The sequence below is a fragment of the Methylobacterium sp. Leaf123 genome, assembly GCF_001423405.1.
Classification (GTDB): Bacteria; Pseudomonadota; Alphaproteobacteria; order Rhizobiales; family Beijerinckiaceae; genus Methylobacterium.
Map to the genome: position 1 here is coordinate 326,915 of NZ_LMNS01000023.1, position 18,370 is coordinate 345,284.

The 18,370-nt window shown below is 70.1% G+C and carries 16 protein-coding genes; 6 read left to right on the top strand and 10 right to left on the bottom strand.

All coding sequences use genetic code 11. The annotated features are described in order from the left end of the window. Window positions 1-22 precede the first annotated feature (22 nt). Window positions 23-235, bottom strand: a complete 213-nt coding sequence (locus tag ASF53_RS15250) for a hypothetical protein (protein ID WP_056199912.1) — start codon at window positions 233-235, stop codon at window positions 23-25. A 477-nt stretch (window positions 236-712) separates the two neighbouring features. Between ASF53_RS15250 and ASF53_RS15255 the strand changes: the two genes are divergently transcribed. The 4 genes from ASF53_RS15255 to ASF53_RS15270 all read left to right on the top strand — a co-directional run bounded on the left by ASF53_RS15255 (window position 713) and on the right by ASF53_RS15270 (window position 5,739). Further along, complete coding sequence (locus tag ASF53_RS15255; protein WP_056199915.1) at window positions 713-2,002, top strand: HlyD family secretion protein; 1,290 nt, start codon at window positions 713-715, stop codon at window positions 2,000-2,002. After that, entirely contained in the window at window positions 1,999-4,155 is a 2,157-nt protein-coding gene (locus ASF53_RS15260; RefSeq protein WP_056199918.1) for a peptidase domain-containing ABC transporter, read from the top strand. Before ASF53_RS15255 ends, ASF53_RS15260 begins: the two co-directional genes overlap by 4 nt. A gap of 352 nt (window positions 4,156-4,507) precedes the next feature. Further along, window positions 4,508-4,981, top strand: a complete 474-nt coding sequence (locus ASF53_RS15265; protein ID WP_056199920.1) for a RidA family protein — start codon at window positions 4,508-4,510, stop codon at window positions 4,979-4,981. Beyond that, on the top strand, window positions 4,978-5,739 hold the full coding sequence (locus ASF53_RS15270) for a glycerophosphodiester phosphodiesterase family protein (RefSeq protein WP_056199923.1): 762 nt from the start codon (window positions 4,978-4,980) through the stop codon (window positions 5,737-5,739). Before ASF53_RS15265 ends, ASF53_RS15270 begins: the two co-directional genes overlap by 4 nt. 67 nt (window positions 5,740-5,806) lie before the next feature. On the opposite strand, the gene ASF53_RS15275 is transcribed toward ASF53_RS15270, so the two are convergent. From ASF53_RS15275 to ASF53_RS15315, 9 genes are all read right to left on the bottom strand, one after another. Beyond that, complete coding sequence (locus tag ASF53_RS15275) at window positions 5,807-7,492, bottom strand: methyl-accepting chemotaxis protein (RefSeq protein WP_056200200.1); 1,686 nt, start codon at window positions 7,490-7,492, stop codon at window positions 5,807-5,809. Window positions 7,493-7,697: 205 nt separating this feature from the next. Further along, a complete protein-coding gene (locus ASF53_RS15280) occupies window positions 7,698-8,861 on the bottom strand; it encodes an alpha/beta fold hydrolase (RefSeq protein ID WP_056199926.1) in 1,164 nt (387 codons plus the stop codon). After that, window positions 8,861-10,366 (bottom strand): glycerol kinase GlpK, encoded by a 1,506-nt coding sequence (gene glpK / locus ASF53_RS15285; protein ID WP_056199929.1) that lies wholly within the window; start codon window positions 10,364-10,366, stop codon window positions 8,861-8,863. Before glpK ends, ASF53_RS15280 begins: the two co-directional genes overlap by 1 nt. A gap of 86 nt (window positions 10,367-10,452) precedes the next feature. Beyond that, window positions 10,453-10,983, bottom strand: a complete 531-nt coding sequence (locus tag ASF53_RS15290; protein ID WP_200943244.1) for an ankyrin repeat domain-containing protein — start codon at window positions 10,981-10,983, stop codon at window positions 10,453-10,455. 71 nt (window positions 10,984-11,054) lie between these two features. Then, on the bottom strand, window positions 11,055-12,581 hold the full coding sequence (bchE, locus tag ASF53_RS15295; protein ID WP_056200203.1) for a magnesium-protoporphyrin IX monomethyl ester anaerobic oxidative cyclase: 1,527 nt from the start codon (window positions 12,579-12,581) through the stop codon (window positions 11,055-11,057). A gap of 88 nt (window positions 12,582-12,669) precedes the next feature. After that, window positions 12,670-13,380, bottom strand: a complete 711-nt coding sequence (locus ASF53_RS15300) for a di-trans,poly-cis-decaprenylcistransferase (RefSeq protein ID WP_056199934.1) — start codon at window positions 13,378-13,380, stop codon at window positions 12,670-12,672. Between the two features lie 81 nt (window positions 13,381-13,461). Further along, window positions 13,462-13,881 (bottom strand): transcriptional regulator, encoded by a 420-nt coding sequence (locus ASF53_RS15305; RefSeq protein WP_056199937.1) that lies wholly within the window; start codon window positions 13,879-13,881, stop codon window positions 13,462-13,464. Then, entirely contained in the window at window positions 13,868-14,533 is a 666-nt protein-coding gene (locus tag ASF53_RS15310) for a hypothetical protein (protein ID WP_056199940.1), read from the bottom strand. Before ASF53_RS15310 ends, ASF53_RS15305 begins: the two co-directional genes overlap by 14 nt. Window positions 14,534-14,711: 178 nt before the next feature. Beyond that, a complete protein-coding gene (locus ASF53_RS15315; RefSeq protein ID WP_056200206.1) occupies window positions 14,712-14,960 on the bottom strand; it encodes a type II toxin-antitoxin system Phd/YefM family antitoxin in 249 nt (82 codons plus the stop codon). A 122-nt stretch (window positions 14,961-15,082) separates the two neighbouring features. On the opposite strand from ASF53_RS15315, the gene uvrB reads away from it, so the two are divergent. After that, window positions 15,083-17,845 (top strand): excinuclease ABC subunit UvrB, encoded by a 2,763-nt coding sequence (gene uvrB / locus ASF53_RS15320; protein WP_056199943.1) that lies wholly within the window; start codon window positions 15,083-15,085, stop codon window positions 17,843-17,845. A gap of 116 nt (window positions 17,846-17,961) precedes the next feature. Continuing rightward, window positions 17,962-18,288 (top strand): hypothetical protein, encoded by a 327-nt coding sequence (locus ASF53_RS15325; protein WP_056199947.1) that lies wholly within the window; start codon window positions 17,962-17,964, stop codon window positions 18,286-18,288. Window positions 18,289-18,370 lie beyond the last annotated feature (82 nt).

Consider the following 18,370-nt stretch of genomic DNA (forward strand, 5'->3'; position numbering starts at 1 on the left):
GAGGACGTGTCAGGCGATCGGGCTACTTCCCGAGCAGGCCGCCGAGCAGGCCGCCCACCGCGCCGAGCACGGTGTCGAGCGTGCCGCCGACGAGGCCGCCCACTTGATCGACCACACCGGACACGGCCCCGAGTTCGCTGCTGAGATCGAGGTTGAGGCCGAGAGACAGACCGCCGCCGACCTGATCCAGCTCCGCAGCGTTCAGCTCGCGGAGGGTATCAATGTTCTGCTGCATGGTTTTCTCCTTTGTCCGAATGATATTGGAAGAACTTTCTGTATTTATGTCTTCCTGTGGAATAAGAGCGCCGGCCATGCGTCGCTCTGCTGGATAAGGTACGGATATTATTCCGGCAGGCAACCCGGGCTGCGGTATACGGTCCGGGGCGATCGGCTCAGGCCCCCTACGATGGACAGATCTTGCTCTCTCACAGCACGACCAGCGGTCGTATCCCCCCTCCCCGTGCCCTCCCCGGCCACGCGCATCCGCCGCACCTCCTCCCTTCGGCGGACCCGCGCGATCGGCCCTCGCGGGACGGGTGTGGCGGGGCGGGGCGGCCCCCAAACGGGGGACAAAAATTGACGTGCCGGCCGGGGAGCAAGCCGCCCGCACGGCCCACACGGCTAAGAATTTGACTCTGTTGCGGATTATGGCCTGCATGCGTCAGAACAACGCACCCGATCGTTCGATCGCTACCCCGGAGGAGGCTTCCCGGTGAACGCGCCCCTGTTCCGTCGCGAGGTCGTGGAGGCACGGCGAAGCGCCTGGCTCGGCGAGGCCCAGGTGATCCAGCCCCTGGCGATCCGCGTCGTGGTCGGCCTGTGTCTCGCCTTCGCCGTCCTCGTCGGCGTCTATGCCTGGCTCGGCAGCTACACCCGCCGGGTCCATGCCGACGGCCTGCTCGCGCCCGATATCGGCCTCATCACCGTGGCGAGCCCGCTCGCGGGGCGGGTCAGCGCATCAGGCGTCAAGGAGGGCGACCGGGTCGAGCGCGGCCAGCTCCTCTTCACCATCGATCTCGACGCGGTCTCGGCGAGCGGCCCGACCCAGGAGCGGGTGATCGCCCAGCTCGGCCGCCAACGCGAGAGCGTGGAGCGCCAGCGCGCCGCCCGCGCCGCCATGGCCACAGCCGAGAAGGAGGGCTTGCGGGAGCAGGTCGCCAATCTGGAGGCGCAGCGCGCCAGGATCGAGGAGCAGCTCGCGCTCCAGGAAAAGCTGGTGCCGCCGCTCAAAGCCCGCGCCGACGAACTCGCCGACCTCGTGACCCGGGGCTTTGCCCGCGCGGCCGACTTCCAGAGCCAGAACTACCTCTATCTCCAGGCCAGCTCGCAGCTCGCGCAGTTCCGCCAGGGCGGGCTTCAGGTCGAGGGCAAGCTCGGCGATCTGCGCGCCAAGCTCGCGACCTTCGACGAGACCCTGGCGCGCGATCTCGCCGAACTCGACCGCACCGCCGCGCAGCTCGAACAGCAGCGGGCCGAGAGCGAGGCGCGCCGCGCCATCGAGGTGCGCGCGCCGGAGCGCGGCATCCTCACCTCGATCCGGGCGCAAGCCGGGCAGACCGTGGCGGCGGGGGCCAACCTGCTTACCCTGCTGCCGAGCGAGGGCCGGCTGCAGGCCAACCTGTTCGTGGATTCCTCGGCGATCGGCTTCATCGAGCCCGGCGCCAGCGTGATGCTGCGCTACGCCGCCTTCCCGTTCCAGCGCTTCGGCCTGCACCGGGGCACGGTGACGGAGGTGACCCGCGCGCCGCTCGAAGGCGACGCCCGGCCCGAGGCAGCGCGGGACACGGCCAAGAATGCGGGGAATGGGGGCGTCTACCGCATCATCGTGCGGCCGGATGCCGACAGCGTGACGGCCTATGGCGAGAAGCGCCGGCTGGAGGCCGGAATGCGGGTCGAGGCCGACATCGCGCTCGAGAAGCGCCCGCTCTACCGCTGGCTCCTCGACCCCCTCTACCACGTCAAGCGCAGCGTCGATCTCGTCACCGAAGGAGGGACGCATTGAGCCTGCTGTCGGATCTTCAGTTCGGTTTCCGGCGGCGCCTGCCGGTCGTGCTCCAGGCGGAGGCCGCCGAGTGCGGCATGGCCTGCCTCGCCATGGTGCTGGGCTATCATGGCCGCCGGGTCGATCTCGGAAGCTTGCGCGCCCGCCACGCCCTCTCGCTCAAGGGCATGACGCTGCGCAACCTCATGGACCTGTCGGGCACGATGGGGCTCACGACGCGGGCGCTGCGGGTGGAACTGCCCGATCTCGGCCGCCTGCGCCTGCCCTGCATCCTGCATTGGGGGCTCAACCATTTCGTCGTGCTGGCACGGGTCGGGCGCCGGGAGATCGTGATCCACGATCCCGCCCGCGGGCGCCGGACCTTGAGCCTCGCGGAGGCCTCGCGCGAATTCACCGGCGTCGCCCTGGAGGTGGCGCCGAACCAGAGCTTCGTGCGCGAGCGGGCGGCCCGCGGCCTCGCGCTCTCCGACCTGTTCCGGGGCATGGCCGGGATCCGCTCGGCGATGGTTCAGATCCTGGCCCTGTCGCTCGGGATCGAACTCGTCGCGATCCTGATGCCGATCGCCTCGCAGATCGTCATCGACGAGGTCATCGTGAACGGCGATCTCGACCTGCTGCTCGTCGTGGCGCTCGGCCTCGCCCTGCTGCTGGTGCTGCAACTCGGCCTCGGCGTCGCCCGAAGCTGGGCGATCATGCTCACGGGCACGAAGCTGAACTATCAATGGTCCGGCTCGCTGTTCGATCACCTCTCGCGGCTGCCGCTCGACTATTTCCAGAAGCGGCATGTCGGCGACGTGATCTCCCGCTTCGGCACGCTCGCGACGATCCAGAAGGGCATCACCACCGATCTCGTCCAGGCGCTGCTCGACGGGCTGATGTCGGTCGGCATGCTGATCATGCTGTTCCTCTACGGCGGCTGGCTCGCCTTGGTGGCAATCGCCGCCACCGCGCTCAATGCGGGGCTACGGATCGCCGCCTACAAGGCCTACCGCGAGGGCACCGAGGAGGCGATCGTCGCGGAGGCGCGCCAGCAAAGCCACTTCATCGAGACCGTGCGCGGCATGGCCAGCGTCAAGCTCCTGAACCTGCGCGAGCGCCGCCGCGGCACGTGGATGAACCAGTTCGTCCAGGCGCTGAACGCGCGGCTGCGGTTGCAGCGGCTCGACCTCGTGTTCGGCCGCGGCAACGAGTTCCTGTTCGGCGCCGACCGGCTGATCCTGCTGGTGCTCGGCGCCCGCGCCGTGATCGATCAGTCGATAACGCTCGGCATGCTGGTGGCGTTTCTGGCCTATCGCGACCAGTTCTCGACCCGCATCGGCAACCTGATCCAGTCGGGCTTCCAGCTCCGGATGCTCAACGTGCAGACCGACCGGCTCTCGGACATCGTCATGACCGAGCCGGAGGAGGCCGCCGCCGCGGTGGCGCCGGTGGCGAGCCCCGCCCTCCTCGCCGGGGAGCGTCCGCCGGTGCGCGGCGCGGGCTTGCGCGCCGTCGGCCTGTCCCTCCGCTACGGCGACGACGAGCCCTGGGTGTTCCGCACTCTCGGGCTGGAGGTGCCGCCGGGCGAAAGCCTCGCCATCACCGGCCCTTCGGGCTGCGGCAAGAGCAGCGTCATGAAGATCCTGATGGGCCTGCTGCCGCCCTCCGAGGGCGCGGTGTTGGTCGATGGGCGCGACATCCGCTCCGGCGGGTTGGCGGCCTACCGCGCCCGCATCGCCGGGGTGATGCAGGATGACGGGCTGTTCGCCGGCTCGATCGCCGAGAACATCGCCTGTTTCGACGAGCGGCCCGATCTCGGCTGGATCCGCGAATGCGCCGCCCGCGCCGCGATCCTCGACGACATCGCCCGCACGCCGATGGGCTTCGAGACCCTGGTCGGCGATATGGGCTCGACGCTCTCGGGCGGCCAGCGCCAGCGGGTGATCCTCGCCCGCGCCCTCTACCGCCGCCCGGAGATCCTGTTTCTGGACGAGGCGACGAGCGCCCTCGACGAGCCGACCGAGGCGGTGATCGCCGCCGCGCTCCGCGACCTGAAGATGACGCGGGTCATCGTCGCCCACCGCCCGGCCACCGTGGCCCATGCCGACCTGCGCTACGATTTCTCTGCAGAGGCACCGCGGGTCGCGCCGCAGGCGACGGAGACCGCCGGTTGAAGCAGGCTTTGCCAGGGTGATCGCTCAAAGGCGATCGCCCTGGTTCTTTGCTTGCCTCAGTCGCCGGCGCCCGCCTCCGCGGGCTCAGGCTTTCGCTCCGCTCGACGCCTTTCAGGACTGAGATCCTGAAAGGCCCGCTGCGCGCGGCGCTCTTCGCGCCGCGAAGCCGCTCTGGCGGCTTCGAACGATTGCCGTGATGCTTCGCCCTTCCCCCTTGCGAGTCGCCCCACGCCCGTGCTCAGAACGCCGCAGCATTCGTGACTCTCACGAAACGCCCGCGGCACCGTCACCCCCGAAGGCGAAGGGGTCCGTGACCGGGCGTTTCGTCAGGCACTCTCAACGGGAGACGGCGATGAACTCGGTCAAGGAACGTCTGGAAGCGCTCGGCCTGAAGCTGCCGAAGGCGGCGGCTCCGGTCGCGAACTACGTGCCCTATATCCGCACCGGCAACCTCGTCGTCATTTCCGGCCAGATCTGCTTCGGCCCGGACGGCACCCTCGACCCGGCCCATAAGGGCAAGCTCGGCGCCGAGGTCTCGGCCGAGCAGGGCATCGCGGCGGCCCGGCTCTGCGCGCTCAACGTGCTGGCCCAGGTCCAGGCGGCGGTGGGCGACCTCGACCGCGGCGTCGTACAATGCGTGCGGCTCGGCGGCTTCATCAACGCGGTGCCGAGCTTTGCCGGTCTCGCCCCGATCATGAACGGCGCCTCGGACCTGATGGTCGAGATCCTCGGCGATCGCGGCCGCCATGCCCGCTCGACGGTGGGTGTGGCCGAACTGCCCCTCGACGCGGCGGTCGAGGTCGAGGCGATGTTCGAGGTCGCGTGAGCGCGACCCTGGATCGGGCGCCGGACTGGCTCATCGCCCGTCCGATCGCCCATCGCGGCCTGCACGACCGCGCCGCCGGCCTCCCGGAGAACACCCTGGCCGCGGCCGAGGCGGCGGTGGCGGGCGGCTACGCCATCGAGTGCGACGTGCAGCTCAGCGCCGACGGCGAGGCGATGGTGTTCCACGACGAGGCGCTCGGGCGCCTCACCGAGACGTCCGAGCCGGTGGAATCGCGCACGGCCGCCGAACTCGGCACCCTGACCCTGGCCGGCACCGAGGAGCGCATCCCGACGCTTGCGGACTTCCTGGCGCGGGTCGCGGGCCGTGTCCCCGTCATCGTCGAGATCAAGTCGCGCTTCGACGGCGACCGCCGGCTCACCCGCCGCGCCGCCGAGATCGTGACCGGGCTCGATGCTCCGGTGGCCCTGAAATCCTTCGATCCGGGCATCGTCGCGACGCTGGCCGAGATCGCACCGGGCCTGCCCCGCGGCATCGTCGCGGAGGCCAACCAGGACGATCCGCACTACGCCCGGCTGGCGCCGTCCTTGCGGGCCGAATTGTCGGGCCTGCTCCACATCCATGTGAGCCGGCCGCACTTCCTGTCCTGGCGCGTCGGCGACCTGCCGGGCCCGGTGCCCTATCTCTGCCGCCGGCTCGGGAACATGCCGGTGATGACCTGGACCGTGCGCACCGAGGCGCAGCGGGCCCTGGCCCACGAGCACGCGGACCAGATGATCTTCGAGGGTTTTCGCCCGTAACGGGTTTTCCCGAAGGGCAAGCCCTTCGGCGGGTCCAGGGCAGAGCCCTGGAGAACCGATCCCGGCTTCAGGCCGCGCGCACCGTATCGAGGAACCGGGAGACCTCCGCGCCGAGATACTCGGACTGGCGCGACAGCTCGGTCGCCGAGGCCAGCACCTGGGCCGCCGCCGCCCCGGTCTCCTCCGCCGTGCCCGCCACCTCCGCGATGGTGCGGGTGACCGATTCCGTCCCGCCCGCGGCCTGGGCGACGTTGCGCACGATCTCCTGCGTCGCCGCACCCTGCTCCTCGACCGCAGCGGCGATGCTGGTGGCGACGCCGCTGATCTCGCTGATCCGGCCCGAAATGCCGCCGATGGCGCGGACCGCCTGCCCCGTCGCGCCCTGGATGCGCCCGATCTGGCCGGTGATGTCTTCCGTCGCCCGCGCGGTCTGGTTGGCGAGTTCCTTGACCTCGGCGGCGACCACCGCGAAGCCGCGGCCCGCGTCCCCTGCGCGCGCCGCCTCGATGGTGGCGTTGAGCGCCAGCAGGTTGGTCTGCCCGGCGATGGTGGCGATCATCGCGACCACGTCGCCGATCCGCGCGGCGGCATCCGAGAGGTCGCGCACCAGGGCCGCGGTCTCGCCGGCCTCGGCTACGGCGGCCTGCGCCAGCGTCGCCGAGCCATCGACCTGCCGGCCGATCTCCTGCACCGAGGCGCCGAGCTCCTCGGCTGCGGCAGCCACCGTGCCGACATTGGCCGCCGCCTCCCCCGCTGCCGCGGCCACCGTGCCGGACTGGTCGGCGGTCCGGGTGGCGTTGGCGGTCATCGCCCCGGCGGTGGCCTGAAGCTCGGTCGCGGCGGCGGTCACCCCCGCAACGATGCCGCCGACGGCGCGCTGGAAATCGTCGGCCAGGGCGCGCGCGGCGGCCCGGCGCTGCGCCTCGGCGCCGGCGCGGGCGGCCCGCGTCTCCTCTTCCAGGACGCGGGTGCGGATCAGGTTGTCCTTGAACACCTGCACCGCCGCGGCCATGGCGCCGATCTCGTCGCCGCGCCCCTGCCCCGGTACGGCGACTGCCGCGTCACCCGCCGCGAGCGAGCCCATCGCGCCGGTCATCCGCGCGATCGGTCGCGAAATCCCGAACCAGCCGAACAGGGCGGCGGCGAGCGCCGAGAGCAGGGTCACGGCCATGGCGATCCAGGCGGAGACCGTGGCGGAGGCCGCGCTGCCGACGGCGCCCTCGACGCTCTGCTTGGCGCCCTGCTTGTTGAGGGCGAGGTTCTCCTGAAGCGCCTTGGTCGCGGATTGCGCGAGGCCCAGAGCCTCGGGGCCGGTGAGGAGGGCCAGCGCCTCGGCCTGGCGTCCCTCCCGCATCAGGGCGATGAGCGCCTCGACCCGGCCCGTATAGGTCGTCCAAGTCGAGACGAAGCGCTCGTACAAGGCCCGCTCCTCGGGGGAGGCGATCATCGGCTCGTAGGCGCGCCGCAGGGCTTCGAGAGCCGCTTGGCTTGCCCGCACGCTCTTCTCGTTCTCGGCGAGCAGGGCGGCGGTCGGCGAGGCGGCGACGTAGCGATAGGTCTTCACCCGCTCGTCCCGCGTCGCGGTGCTGATGTCGCCGAGCAGCCCCACCGAGGGCAGCCAATTGTCGGCGATATCACGGACTTCGTGATCGATGTTCGAGAGTCTGACGACGCTTATCCCGCCTTGGGCCGCAGCAACCACAGCCAGAAGGCTGAACGAGCCCGCCAGGGCAGCCTTGAGGGAAACGCGCATCATGAATCCGGGAGTGGGGTCGGTCTATTCGGACGCCTCACCCTGCCCCGCAATACTTAATGCTCTCTCGATTTCCGCGAGAAAGTGCATGATTCGGCCTGCGCCTTTGGCTCGAATAGGCAGCCGGCCGGATCACGACGACATATGATAAGCTTCGACGTGTAACTTTTGACACTCTCCGCGTTCGGCAGGACGTCCGACCCCTCTACCGGCTGCCCTCCGGCTGCTCCGACGAATTCGTCTTCTCCGTCGCCGCCTCGGGCTGTCTCACGAATTCGGCGAGGTAGCCCTTCCACAGGCTGGCGAAGCGCAGGGATTGGTGGCCGTGCGTCTCGGACGAGGTCGGGACCAGCACGAAGCGGCCGTCCTTCACCCGTTTGAACGCGGCGTTCATCACGTCGAGCTGGGGCGGGTTCAGCTCGTCGTCGGCGAAGTTTACCGCGAGCACCTTCGCGGTGATCTTCTCGAGGTCCGGCGAGGGGTCGTAATCGAAGGAGGAATCGAACCAGTACAGCCAGTCGTTGGCGTCGGCCTTGTTCTCGTAGCCGGCGATCATCTTGTCGTAGGCCGTGTCGGCGGCCGCGCGGGTCGGGGCCTGCTTCTGGAGGCCGAGCACGCTCTCGGTCATGATGTTGAAGATCGGCAGGATGCGGCCGAAGCTGCGGGGCTGCGCAGTGTAATCGCCGCCCTTCCAGTCGGGATCGGTGCGGATGCCCTCGATCAGCAGGCGCCGCCACAGGGCGTTGCGTCCGCTCACCGGGATCGGCTGGCTTGCCACCGCCATCAGCAGGTCCATGCTGCCGGGATAGCGCTCGCCCCACATCCAGGCCTGCATCCCGCCCATGGAAGTGCCGAGCACGAGGCGCAGATGCTTGACGCCGAGCGCCTCGGTGACGACCCGGTGCTGGCCCTCCACGACATCGCCATAGCCGTAGCGGGGGAAATGCGCCTTGAGGCCGTCGGACGGTTTCGAGGAGCCGCCGCGCCCGAGCCCGTCGGGCAGGATCACGTACCAGCGCCGCGCATCGAGCGGCGCCCCCTCGCCGAACAGCTCCGGCCCGAGCGTCGGGATCAGGAAGCTCTTCCCGGTCCCGGTGGTGCCGTGCAGGACGAGCACGGCGTTGTCGATCTCGCCATCCGCGCCGCGATGCGGCGTGCCGAGGGTGGTGTAGTGCAGCTTGACCCGGTCCAGGCTCTCGCCGCTCGCGAATGTGAAGTTCTCGACGACGTGGTCGCCCTCCTGCTGGCCCGGATAGGCGGCGGCCGGCGCGGCGAGGGCCGCCCTCGGCGCGAGGCCGGCGGCGAGCGGGGTCAGCGCCAGGGCCGAAACCAGGAGAGCCGCGCGAAGCGAGCGTATCCGAGCAACCATCAAGCGTTCTCCTCGACCCATCCGAACGAGCGTTCCACGGCCCGGCTCCAACCGGCGAACAGTGCCCGACGTTCTTCTGCCTGGATATGCGGATGCCAGCGCTTGTCCACGGCCCAGTTGTCACGAAGATCTTCGAGGGTCTTCCAAAACCCTGTTGCGAGCCCCGCGGCATAAGCTGCGCCCAAAGCCGTCGTCTCCGAAACCTTCGGGCGCAGGGTCGGCCGGTCCAGGATGTCGGCCTGGAACTGCATCAGCAGGTCGTTGACGGTCATGCCGCCGTCGCAGCGCAGTTCGGCGATCGGACACCCGGAATCGCGCTCCATCGCCTCCAGCACCTCGCGGGTCTGGTAGGCGGTGGCCTCCAGGCAGGCGCGGGCGATGTGGCCGCGGTTGGCGTAGCGGGTCAGGCCGATGATGAGGCCGCGGGCATCGTCGCGCCAATGCGGGGCGTAGAGGCCGGAAAACGCCGGCACCACGTAGACGCCGCCATTGTCCTCGACGCTGCGGGCCAGCCCCTCGATCTCGCTCGACGCGCCGATCAGCCCGAGATTGTCGCGCAGCCACTGCACCAGGGCGCCGGTGATGGCGATGGAGCCTTCGAGCGCGTAGGCCGGCGGGCGCCCGTCGAGCCGGTAGGCGACGGTGGTGATGAGCCCGGCGCTCGACGCGACGGGCTCGGGGCCGGTGTTCATCAGCGCGAAGCAGCCGGTGCCGTAGGTGTTCTTGGCCTCGCCCGCCGCAAAGCAGGTCTGCCCGAACAGCGCCGCCTGCTGGTCGCCCAGAATGCCGCCGAGCGGCACGCCGGGACACGGGTCGCGGACCTCGCCCAGCACGGCGCTGGAGGAGACGATGCGCGGCAGCACCGCCCGCGGGATGCGGAACACGCCGAGCATCGCCTCGTCCCAATCGAGGGTCGCGAGCGACATGAGCTGGGTGCGGCTGGCATTGGTCACGTCGGTGACGTGAAGCCCGCCCTCCGGGCCGCCGGTGAGGTTCCAGACGAGCCAGGAATCGATCGTGCCGAACAGGGCGCTGCCGTCCTCGGCCTTCGCCCGCGCCCCGTCCACGTGGTCGAGCAGCCATGCGAGCTTGGAGGCGGAGAAGTAGCTCGCCAGCGGCAGGCCGGTGACGGCGCGGAAGCGGTCGCGCCCGCCATCGCGGGCGAGCGCGGCGACGGACCGGTCGGTGCGGGTGTCCTGCCAGACGATGGCATCGTGCAGCGGCTCGCCGGTCCGCCGGTCCCAGAGAACGGCGGTCTCGCGCTGGTTGGTGATGCCGATGGCGGCGAGATCCCCCGGCGCCAGCCCGGCGCGGGCCAGCCCCTCGCGCATCACCGCATGGGTGTTGCGCCAGATCTCCCGCGGGTCGTGCTCGACCCAGCCGGGCCGGGGAAAGATCTGCTCGTGCTCGCGCTGAGCCTGCGCCAGGATCGTGCCCCGGCGGTCGAACACGATGAAGCGCGTGCTCGTGGTGCCCTGGTCGATCGCCCCGACCGCATCCGGCATGGCGTCCCTCCCGGCGTTTCTCGCGTCCGGGATTCTTGGCCCGGCTCAGGCCCGATCCTACACGAGGCGGGGCGCGCCGGAACCGGTCAGCCCGCTTGAGCGCGTTCCAACTGGGCCGGCGTGTTCTGCGCCCCCATCTGGCGGGCCATGTCGGCCGCACTCATCCCCGACGCGTCGCGCCGGGACGGGTCGGCGCCCTGGGCGAGCAGCAGATCGACGATCTCGGTGCGGTCGAACATCGCCGCCACCATCAGCGCGGTGCGGCTGCCGTCACCGACCCCGTCGACCTGCGCGCCGTGCTCCAAGAGCAGCCGGACGATGTCCGCATCGCCCTTGAAGGCGGCGCCGGCCAGCGGGGTCTGGCCGCGGTCGTTGGCGAGTTCGGGATCCCCCCCGGCCTTGAGGATGACCCGGGTCGTCGCCGCCTGGCCGTTATAGGCGGCGAGCATCAGCAGGCTGTCACCCTTGTCGTTGCGCAGGTTCGCCGGCAGGCCCTGGCCGAACAGCTCGGCCAGTTCCTCCGCATGGCCCATCCGGGCGTACTGGAAGAGACGCGCCGCAAAGGCGAGGGTCTCGTCGTCGAGGGCGGGGGGCGCAGCGTTCGGATCGGCCTGCATCGGAATCTTTTTTAGAAGCTTCGGGACGGGATTGGTCCCGTGCATGTGGCGTTTGCGGGGGCTTCGTCCAGTCAGGCGGCCTCGCGACCAGCCGGACGGGATCGGGCCGCGGCGCGCACGGCCATCGCCTCCTCCCGCTCTTGCCCCCTGCCCCAGAACGCCGCGACAGTCGGGCCCGTCCGTGTCAGCGGATCGCGCAGCCAAGCCAGGATCTCGTGGGGCCAGACTCGCCGGCCCATCCGCGTGTACCAGCGCATGGCGTGGCGCAGGCGAGGATCGCGGTTCAGGTAGATGCGCGCCAGCGCCTTCGGGCGGGCCTGAAGGATCACCTCGATCAGCTTGAACCAGAGCAGCACCCGCCAGGGCGGCATGTGGCGGGTGGCGAGCACCTGATGCTTGTAGTCCCACCGCCGCCGGTCGAGCTGGATCACCCGGCGCTCCTCCGCAAGCCGGAAATAGGGCGTCCAGCGATGCGGCGTCACGTAGAGCATCTGGATCTGGTCGGGATCGTAGGCGAGGAGCTGCCGCAGGCCGCGCCAATAGTCGCGGTCGCGCTCCTCCTCGAAGCCCACCACCCAGGTCGCCATGGAGAGGATGCCGTTCGCCCGCAGGAGGCGGATCGCCTCGCGGTCGGTCGTGGTGGTGGCGCCCTTGCGGATCAGGTCGAGGGTGGCCGTATCGGTGCTCTCGAGGCCGAGCAGGAAGCGCTCCCACCCCGCCCGCTTGTAGAGCGGCAGGATGTCGGCATCGCGCACGATGTCGTCCGCCCGCGTCGAGCCGACCAGGATGAGATCGACGTTCTCGGCAATCAGCGCCTCCAGGAAGGTGCGCCAGACCTTCTTCGAGACGGTGGGATTCTCGTCGGCGAAGTTGACGACGCGCACGCCGTGTTCCCGGTGGAGCCGGGCGAGTTCGGCGGCGAAGCGGACGGGATCGCGGTGGCGCCAGCGGGTCCAGAAGCCGCGCTGGCCGCAATAGGTGCAGGGATGCGGGCAGCCGCGGGAGAACTGGACGACGACCGCGCGCAGGCCGCCCCAGTAGCTGTAGCGGGCATGGTCGATCAGCTCCCAGCCGATCCGGTAGGCGTCGAGATCGCGGATCAGCGGGGCCGGCGGCGTTTCCCAGATCGCGTCGCCGTCGCGGTAGGTCAGGCCGGGCACGTCGCCGAGCGGACGGCCCGCCGCGAGCGCCGCCATGAGCCGCCGGGCGGTCTCCTCGCCCTCCCCGCGCACGATCGCGGCGACGTGGGACTCGGCCTCGAGAATCTCGCGCCCGTGATAGGTCGGGAAGACACCGCCATAGATGATCGTCACGCCAAGCATAGCCGCGGCCACCCTCGACGACACCTCCGCGATGACCGGGTGCCCCGAAGTCGAGCCGGAATGACCGAACAGGACCGCCTCGGGCGCCTGCGCGACGATCTCCCGGACGAGGTCCGGCAGCGGCACGGGTCCGAACTCGGCGTCGATGAGGGAGACGGCATGCCCGTCATCGATCAACGGGCCGCCGATGGCGAGAAGCCCCAGCGGCGGCAGATGGTCGTCGGGGATTCGGCTGCCAATCGCCGGATGGGGCACGTTGACGAGCAGGATCTTCATCATGTGCCCCGGACATGAGCGAGGATTCGCAGAACCGGACGAATCCTGCGTCAAGACCGCCTGGGCGGCCGGGCCGTGGTGGGGTGGGTCAGGCGGCTTGCGGCACCGCGGGCGGGTTCAACCCGCCGAACCGCCGATCGCGGGCGGTGAAATCGGCCACTGCCGCGGCGAGGTCGGGGGCGCCGAAATCGGGCCACATCCGGTCGGTGAAGTGCAGCTCCGCGTAGGCCGCCTCCCAGAGGAGGAAGTCGGAGAGCCGCTTCTCGCCCCCCGTGCGGATCAGGAGATCGACATCCCCGTCCGCCCCCAGGGCCTCGCTCAGGCCGTCGCGGCTGAGGCCCTCCGGCCCGAGCCGGGCGGCGGCGGCGAGGATCGCGTCGCGCGAGGAGTAATCGACGGCGATGCGCAGGTGCAGCCGGTCGCCCGACGCGGTCGCCGCCTCGGCCCGGTCGATCGCCTCCGGGATGCCGGGCGGCAGGCGGTCGCGGCGGCCGATCACCGTGAGGCGGGTGCCGCTGCGGGCGAGCCGATCGGTCTCGCCGCGCAGATAGGCCCGCAACAGGCGCATCAGCCCGCCGACCTCCTCGGCCGGGCGGCGCCAGTTGTCGCTGGAGAAGGCGTAGAGCGTCAGCGTGCCGATGCCGAGAGCGGGGGCGGCCTCCGCCACCCGCTGGATCGTCTTGACGCCCGCCCGGTGGCCCGCCCCCCGGGGCAGGCCGCGGGCACTGGCCCAGCGGCCGTTGCCATCCATGATGATCGCCGCGTGAAGACCTAATCTGCGATCGAGAGGGCTTTGCATCGTAAAGTCTCCGGGCGAAGTGCGAGACACGTGGGGGATGCGGCGTTCGGCGGTTTTTTGAGGGAACTTCGGGGCCGGTCGTCAGACCGGTTCGGCGAGGCCGGAACGGTCGTGGCCGGCGGGCCGGTCGTCGGCCTGGGATCGGCTGGCGGAGCTTTGCGACCGGCCGGCAGCTTGCGCGGCGTCGCGCACCACCTGCTCCAGCACCCCGAGATAATCGAGGAAGCGGGTGCGCCCGGAGGGCGTCAGGCGGCAGAGGGTCTGCGGCCGGTTCTGGTCGTAGCCCTTCTCCAGGCTGACGAGGTCGGCCTCCTGCAGCACGGCGAGGTGGCGGCTGAGATTGCCGTCCGTGAGCCCGCACAGGCGCTTGAGGTCGGGGAAGGCGAGGCCGCGGGGATGCGAGACCAGGGAGGTCAGCACCGAGAGCCGCGCCCGCTCGTGGATGATCCGGTCGAGCCCCTCATAGGAGAAGCGGGCGTCGCTGCGATCAGAGGTCGGCATCGGCGTCTCCGTCGGCAGATCCGTCAATCGATCCGTCACCTTGGCCCGAATGGCGGTGAATGATGATGGCGACGAGCCCCTGCCCCACCGCGAAGGGCACGCCCATCAGCCAGGGCGAGAGGTGGCGCGTCTCGCTGGCGAGGGCCAGCACGGTGAGCCCGGCCAGCAGGTACCACGCGCCCGCCAGCGGCACGGTGCGGGGCAGGATGCGGGCGGAGGCGAACAGGCCGAGCCCGACCAGAACCTGCCACAGGCCCGGCAGCATCCAGAGCTGGTCCGGCGCGAAGCGGGCGAAGACGAGCCCGAGGCAGAGGCCCGCCCCACCCGCGGGCAAAAACCCTTCGATGGCGCTGAACACCATGGCGTCGGCCAGCCCCGAATGGACCCGGCGCGAGCGGCGCACCGCCTCGAAGCCGATCAGGAGGCAGGCGGTGACGGCGGCGGCGACCCAGAGGCCGAAGAAGACGACCGGCCGCGCGGTCGGGTCGTCCAGCAGCAGGGCTTGGGCCCCCGCGACGACGAGGGCGAGCGCGCCGGTGGCGGCGAGCGTGGCGGAGCCGAGGCCGCGGAACGCCGTGTCCCGCGCGATCTGCATCCGGATCGCGACGATGTCGGCGAGCGCCCTGTCGAGGTCGCCGTGGGTCTCACGCATGGGGTCCGTTTCCCGCGTCGAAGCGTGCTTTGCATTGCAAAGTACACGCAGGCGCAGAGCCGTCAAGCGGCATTCGGTCGGCTGCGCAAGACGAGGAAGGGGACGGCCCGCGGGGCGATGAACCGAAACCGCGGCGGCGGCGGCGGTCAGAACAGGAGACGGGTGTCGAGGAGAAGCCTCACGCGCCCGCGTCACCCTCGAACAAGCGGATGATCTCGTCCTGAAACATCGTACCGAAATCGTCCGGCACCGAGATCTGTCCGACGAGACAACCGAGGCGCCGGGTTCGCGGCGGCTTGGCGTCCGCGGGCACGACCCGCACCAGGGGCCGGCCATTTTCGGCAATGACGAACGGCTCACCGCGAGACGCCGCCGCGATCAGCCGCGGCAGATCCGCCTCGGCCTCGCGGAGGCTGACCGTTTTCAGGACGGTCTCCCCATGATGAGAACGCACCAAAGCGAGTCCGGGCCCGAAACGGCGGCAAGCCGGGACAATCTCGGGCCGTTCGGACTCTTCCGGAGACCGCCCGACAGGCCCATATTGTCGCCATGCCCGCACCCAAGAACCCGCGCGTGAGCCCGGCCCAAGCACCCGCCAAGGGGACTGCCAAGTCTTCGGCCAAAGCATCGGCCAAGGCGACCTCGAAGACGACGGCGAAGGCCGACCGGCCCGAGCTGATGCCTCTCGACGAGCATCTCGCCGCGCTGCTCAACCCGGCCCTCAACCGCAACCGTCTGAAGGCGCCTGAGCCCGTGCCGGAGCCGCCCCGGAAGGGACGCGGGCAGAAGGGTGAGGCGAAGGCCTACAAGAAGATCGCGCAGGACGGCTTCGCCGAGGCGCCGCAGGCGGGCTTCGCCATCGGCGACGCGGCCGATGTCGATCCGCGGCTGGCCCAGGCGCTCGGCCTCGTCCCGCCCGATGACGGCCCGGCACCGGAAACTGCGCCCGAAGCGGAGGCACCCTCGCTTGCCACCGAGGGCGTCTCGGCCACGGTCGAGGCGCTGGAGCGGCTGCTCGTCGAGGGCAACCCGCTGTTCAAGAACGGCGAGGCCTGGGTGCCGCACCGGCCCGAGCGCCCGGCCAAGTCGGAGGGTGGCGTCAAGTTCACGCTGAAATCCGAGTTCACGCCGGCCGGCGACCAGCCCACCGCCATCGCCGCCCTGGTCGAGGGCGTCAGAACCGCCGAGCGCGATCAGGTGCTGCTCGGCGTCACCGGCTCGGGCAAGACCTTCACGATGGCCAAGGTCATCGAGGAGACGCAGCGCCCGGCCCTGATCCTGGCGCCGAACAAGACCCTGGCGGCACAGCTCTACGGCGAGTTCAAGAGCTTCTTCCCCGACAACGCGGTCGAGTACTTCGTCTCGTATTACGACTATTACCAGCCCGAGGCCTACGTGCCGCGGTCCGACACCTTCATCGAGAAGGAAAGCTCGATCAACGAGCAGATCGACCGGATGCGCCACTCGGCCACCCGCGCCCTGTTGGAGCGGGACGACGTCATCATCGTCGCCTCGGTCTCGTGCATCTACGGTATCGGCTCGGTCGAGACCTACACGGCGATGTCGTTCACCGTGACCCTCGGCGAGCGGATCGAGCAGCGCCAGCTCATCGCCGATCTCGTGGCGCTCCAGTACAAGCGCATCCAGTCGGACTTCGCCCGCGGCACCTTCCGGGTGCGCGGCGACGTGATCGAGCTGTGGCCGGCCCACTTGGAGGATCGCGGCTGGCGCATCGGCCTGTTCGGCGACGAGATCGAATCCATCGTCGAGTTCGATCCGCTGACCGGCAAGAAGCTCAACGAGCTGAAGTTCATCAAGGTCTACGCGAACTCGCACTACGTCACGCCGCGCCCCACCCTCCAGCAGGCGATCAAGGGCATCAAGACGGAACTGAAGCAGCGCGTCGAGGAACTGACGCGGATGGGCCGCCTCATCGAGGCGCAACGGCTGGAGCAGCGCTGCACCTTCGACATCGAGATGATCGAGGCGACCGGCGCCTGCAACGGCATCGAGAACTATTCGCGCTATCTCACCGGCCGAAAGCCCGGCGAGCCGCCGCCGACCCTGTTCGAATATCTGCCCGACAACGCCCTCGTCTTCACCGACGAGAGCCACGTCACGGTTCCGCAGATCGGCGGCATGTACAAGGGCGACTTCCGCCGCAAGGCGACGCTGGCCGAGTACGGCTTCCGCCTGCCCTCCTGCCTCGACAACCGCCCGCTGCGGTTCGAGGAATGGGACGCGATGCGCCCGCAATCGGTCCACGTCTCGGCGACCCCGGCCAAGTGGGAGATGGAGCGCACGGCCGGCGTCTTCGCCGAGCAGGTGATCCGCCCCACCGGCCTCGTCGATCCGGTGATCGAGATCCGCCCGGCCCGCTCCCAGGTCGACGATCTGCTGGGCGAAGTCCGCGAAGTCGCCCAGGCCGGCTACCGCACCCTGGTGACGACGCTGACCAAGCGCATGGCCGAGGATCTCACCGAGTACCTGCACGAGAACTCCGTGCGGGTGCGCTACATGCACTCCGACATCGACACACTGGAGCGCATCGAGATCATCCGCGACCTACGGCTGGGCGCCTTCGACGTGCTGATCGGCATCAACCTGCTGCGCGAGGGTCTCGACATCCCCGAATGCGCGCTGGTGGCCATCCTCGACGCCGACAAGGAAGGGTTTTTGCGTTCCGAAACGTCTCTGATCCAGACCATCGGCCGCGCGGCCCGCAACGCGGATGCCCGCTGCATCCTCTACGCGGACAACATCACCGGCTCGATGGAGCGGGCGATGGCCGAGACCGAGCGGCGGCGCCAGAAGCAGCTCGCCTACAACGAGGAGCACGGCATCACGCCGCAATCGGTCAAGCGCGGCATCAGCGACATCCTCGAGAGCGTGTACGAGCGCGACCACGTCCGGGTCGATACGGGGCTGGCTAAGGACGCGATCACCGTCGGCCACAACCTCAAGGCCGTCATGGCCGATCTCGAAAAGCGGATGCGCGCGGCCGCCGCCGATCTCGATTTCGAGGAGGCGGCCCGGCTGCGCGACGAGCTCAAGCGCCTCCAAGCGACCGAACTCATGGTCTCCGACGATCCCATGGCCCGGCAGGGCGACATCGAGCGCGAGGCCGGCCGCTACGGGCAGAAGGGCAGCCGCATCTCGAAGCCGACCCTCGACAATATGGGCCCGGGCACCGACCGCGAGTTGCCGGCCGACGCCGTGCCCTGGCAGGAGCGGCCCAAGGCGCGCTCGACGCAGGGGCTCGGGGGCCAGAAGCCCCGCTACAAGGGCGGCGGCGGACGCAAGCGGGGCTGAGGCGCCCGCACGCGGAACCTCGGCCGTCGCCTGCGATTGGCTCTTCAGATCCTGCCACTGCCGGGCGGCTCCGCTGCGAGCCCGCTCGGCGGCGCCAAGCGTGATGGAGCCGACCGATGCGATCCGCCTCTCCTCTCAACCGGGCAGCTCTCAACGGGGCCGTTCTTGGCGCCCTCCTCGGCAGCCTGATCCTGTCCGCGCCGGCGCTGGCCCAGAGCGCGGCCAATCCCAACGATCAGCCCACCGCCGGCACCCTGCCCTCCGGTACCGATACTTTGCGCGGCAAGGATCGCTCCGCCGAGCGGCCGACCGGCGAGGTCTCGCCCCCGAGCGCGATCCGTTCCTCGACCGCGGTGGTGCCGGAGGGCAAGAGCAGCAAGACCGTGCGCACCAACCCGTCCGATCATCTCTCGAAGCCATTCCGCTCGAACCACGAGAACTGATCCGCAACCCCATCCCCGCCTTCGCCGTTGGACCGGCACGGCCGCCGCACGGGACGTGACGGGCGGCGTGAACCGGCGGGAG

What these genes read in the sequence shown, in the direction of transcription:
- ASF53_RS15250 (WP_056199912.1), bottom strand. Translation starts at nt 235, where the DNA reads ATGCAGCAGAACATTGATACCCTCCGCGAGCTGAACGCTGCGGAGCTG.
- ASF53_RS15265 (WP_056199920.1), top strand. Translation starts at nt 4,508, where the DNA reads ATGAACTCGGTCAAGGAACGTCTGGAAGCGCTCGGCCTGAAGCTGCCG.
- ASF53_RS15275 (WP_056200200.1), bottom strand. Translation starts at nt 7,492, where the DNA reads ATGCGCGTTTCCCTCAAGGCTGCCCTGGCGGGCTCGTTCAGCCTTCTG.
- ASF53_RS15280 (WP_056199926.1), bottom strand. Translation starts at nt 8,861, where the DNA reads ATGGTTGCTCGGATACGCTCGCTTCGCGCGGCTCTCCTGGTTTCGGCC.
- glpK (WP_056199929.1), bottom strand. Translation starts at nt 10,366, where the DNA reads ATGCCGGATGCGGTCGGGGCGATCGACCAGGGCACCACGAGCACGCGC.
- ASF53_RS15290 (WP_200943244.1), bottom strand. Translation starts at nt 10,983, where the DNA reads ATGCAGGCCGATCCGAACGCTGCGCCCCCCGCCCTCGACGACGAGACC.
- bchE (WP_056200203.1), bottom strand. Translation starts at nt 12,581, where the DNA reads ATGAAGATCCTGCTCGTCAACGTGCCCCATCCGGCGATTGGCAGCCGA.
- ASF53_RS15300 (WP_056199934.1), bottom strand. Translation starts at nt 13,380, where the DNA reads ATGCAAAGCCCTCTCGATCGCAGATTAGGTCTTCACGCGGCGATCATC.
- ASF53_RS15305 (WP_056199937.1), bottom strand. Translation starts at nt 13,881, where the DNA reads ATGCCGACCTCTGATCGCAGCGACGCCCGCTTCTCCTATGAGGGGCTC.
- ASF53_RS15310 (WP_056199940.1), bottom strand. Translation starts at nt 14,533, where the DNA reads ATGCGTGAGACCCACGGCGACCTCGACAGGGCGCTCGCCGACATCGTC.
- uvrB (WP_056199943.1), top strand. Translation starts at nt 15,083, where the DNA reads ATGCCCGCACCCAAGAACCCGCGCGTGAGCCCGGCCCAAGCACCCGCC.
- ASF53_RS15325 (WP_056199947.1), top strand. Translation starts at nt 17,962, where the DNA reads ATGCGATCCGCCTCTCCTCTCAACCGGGCAGCTCTCAACGGGGCCGTT.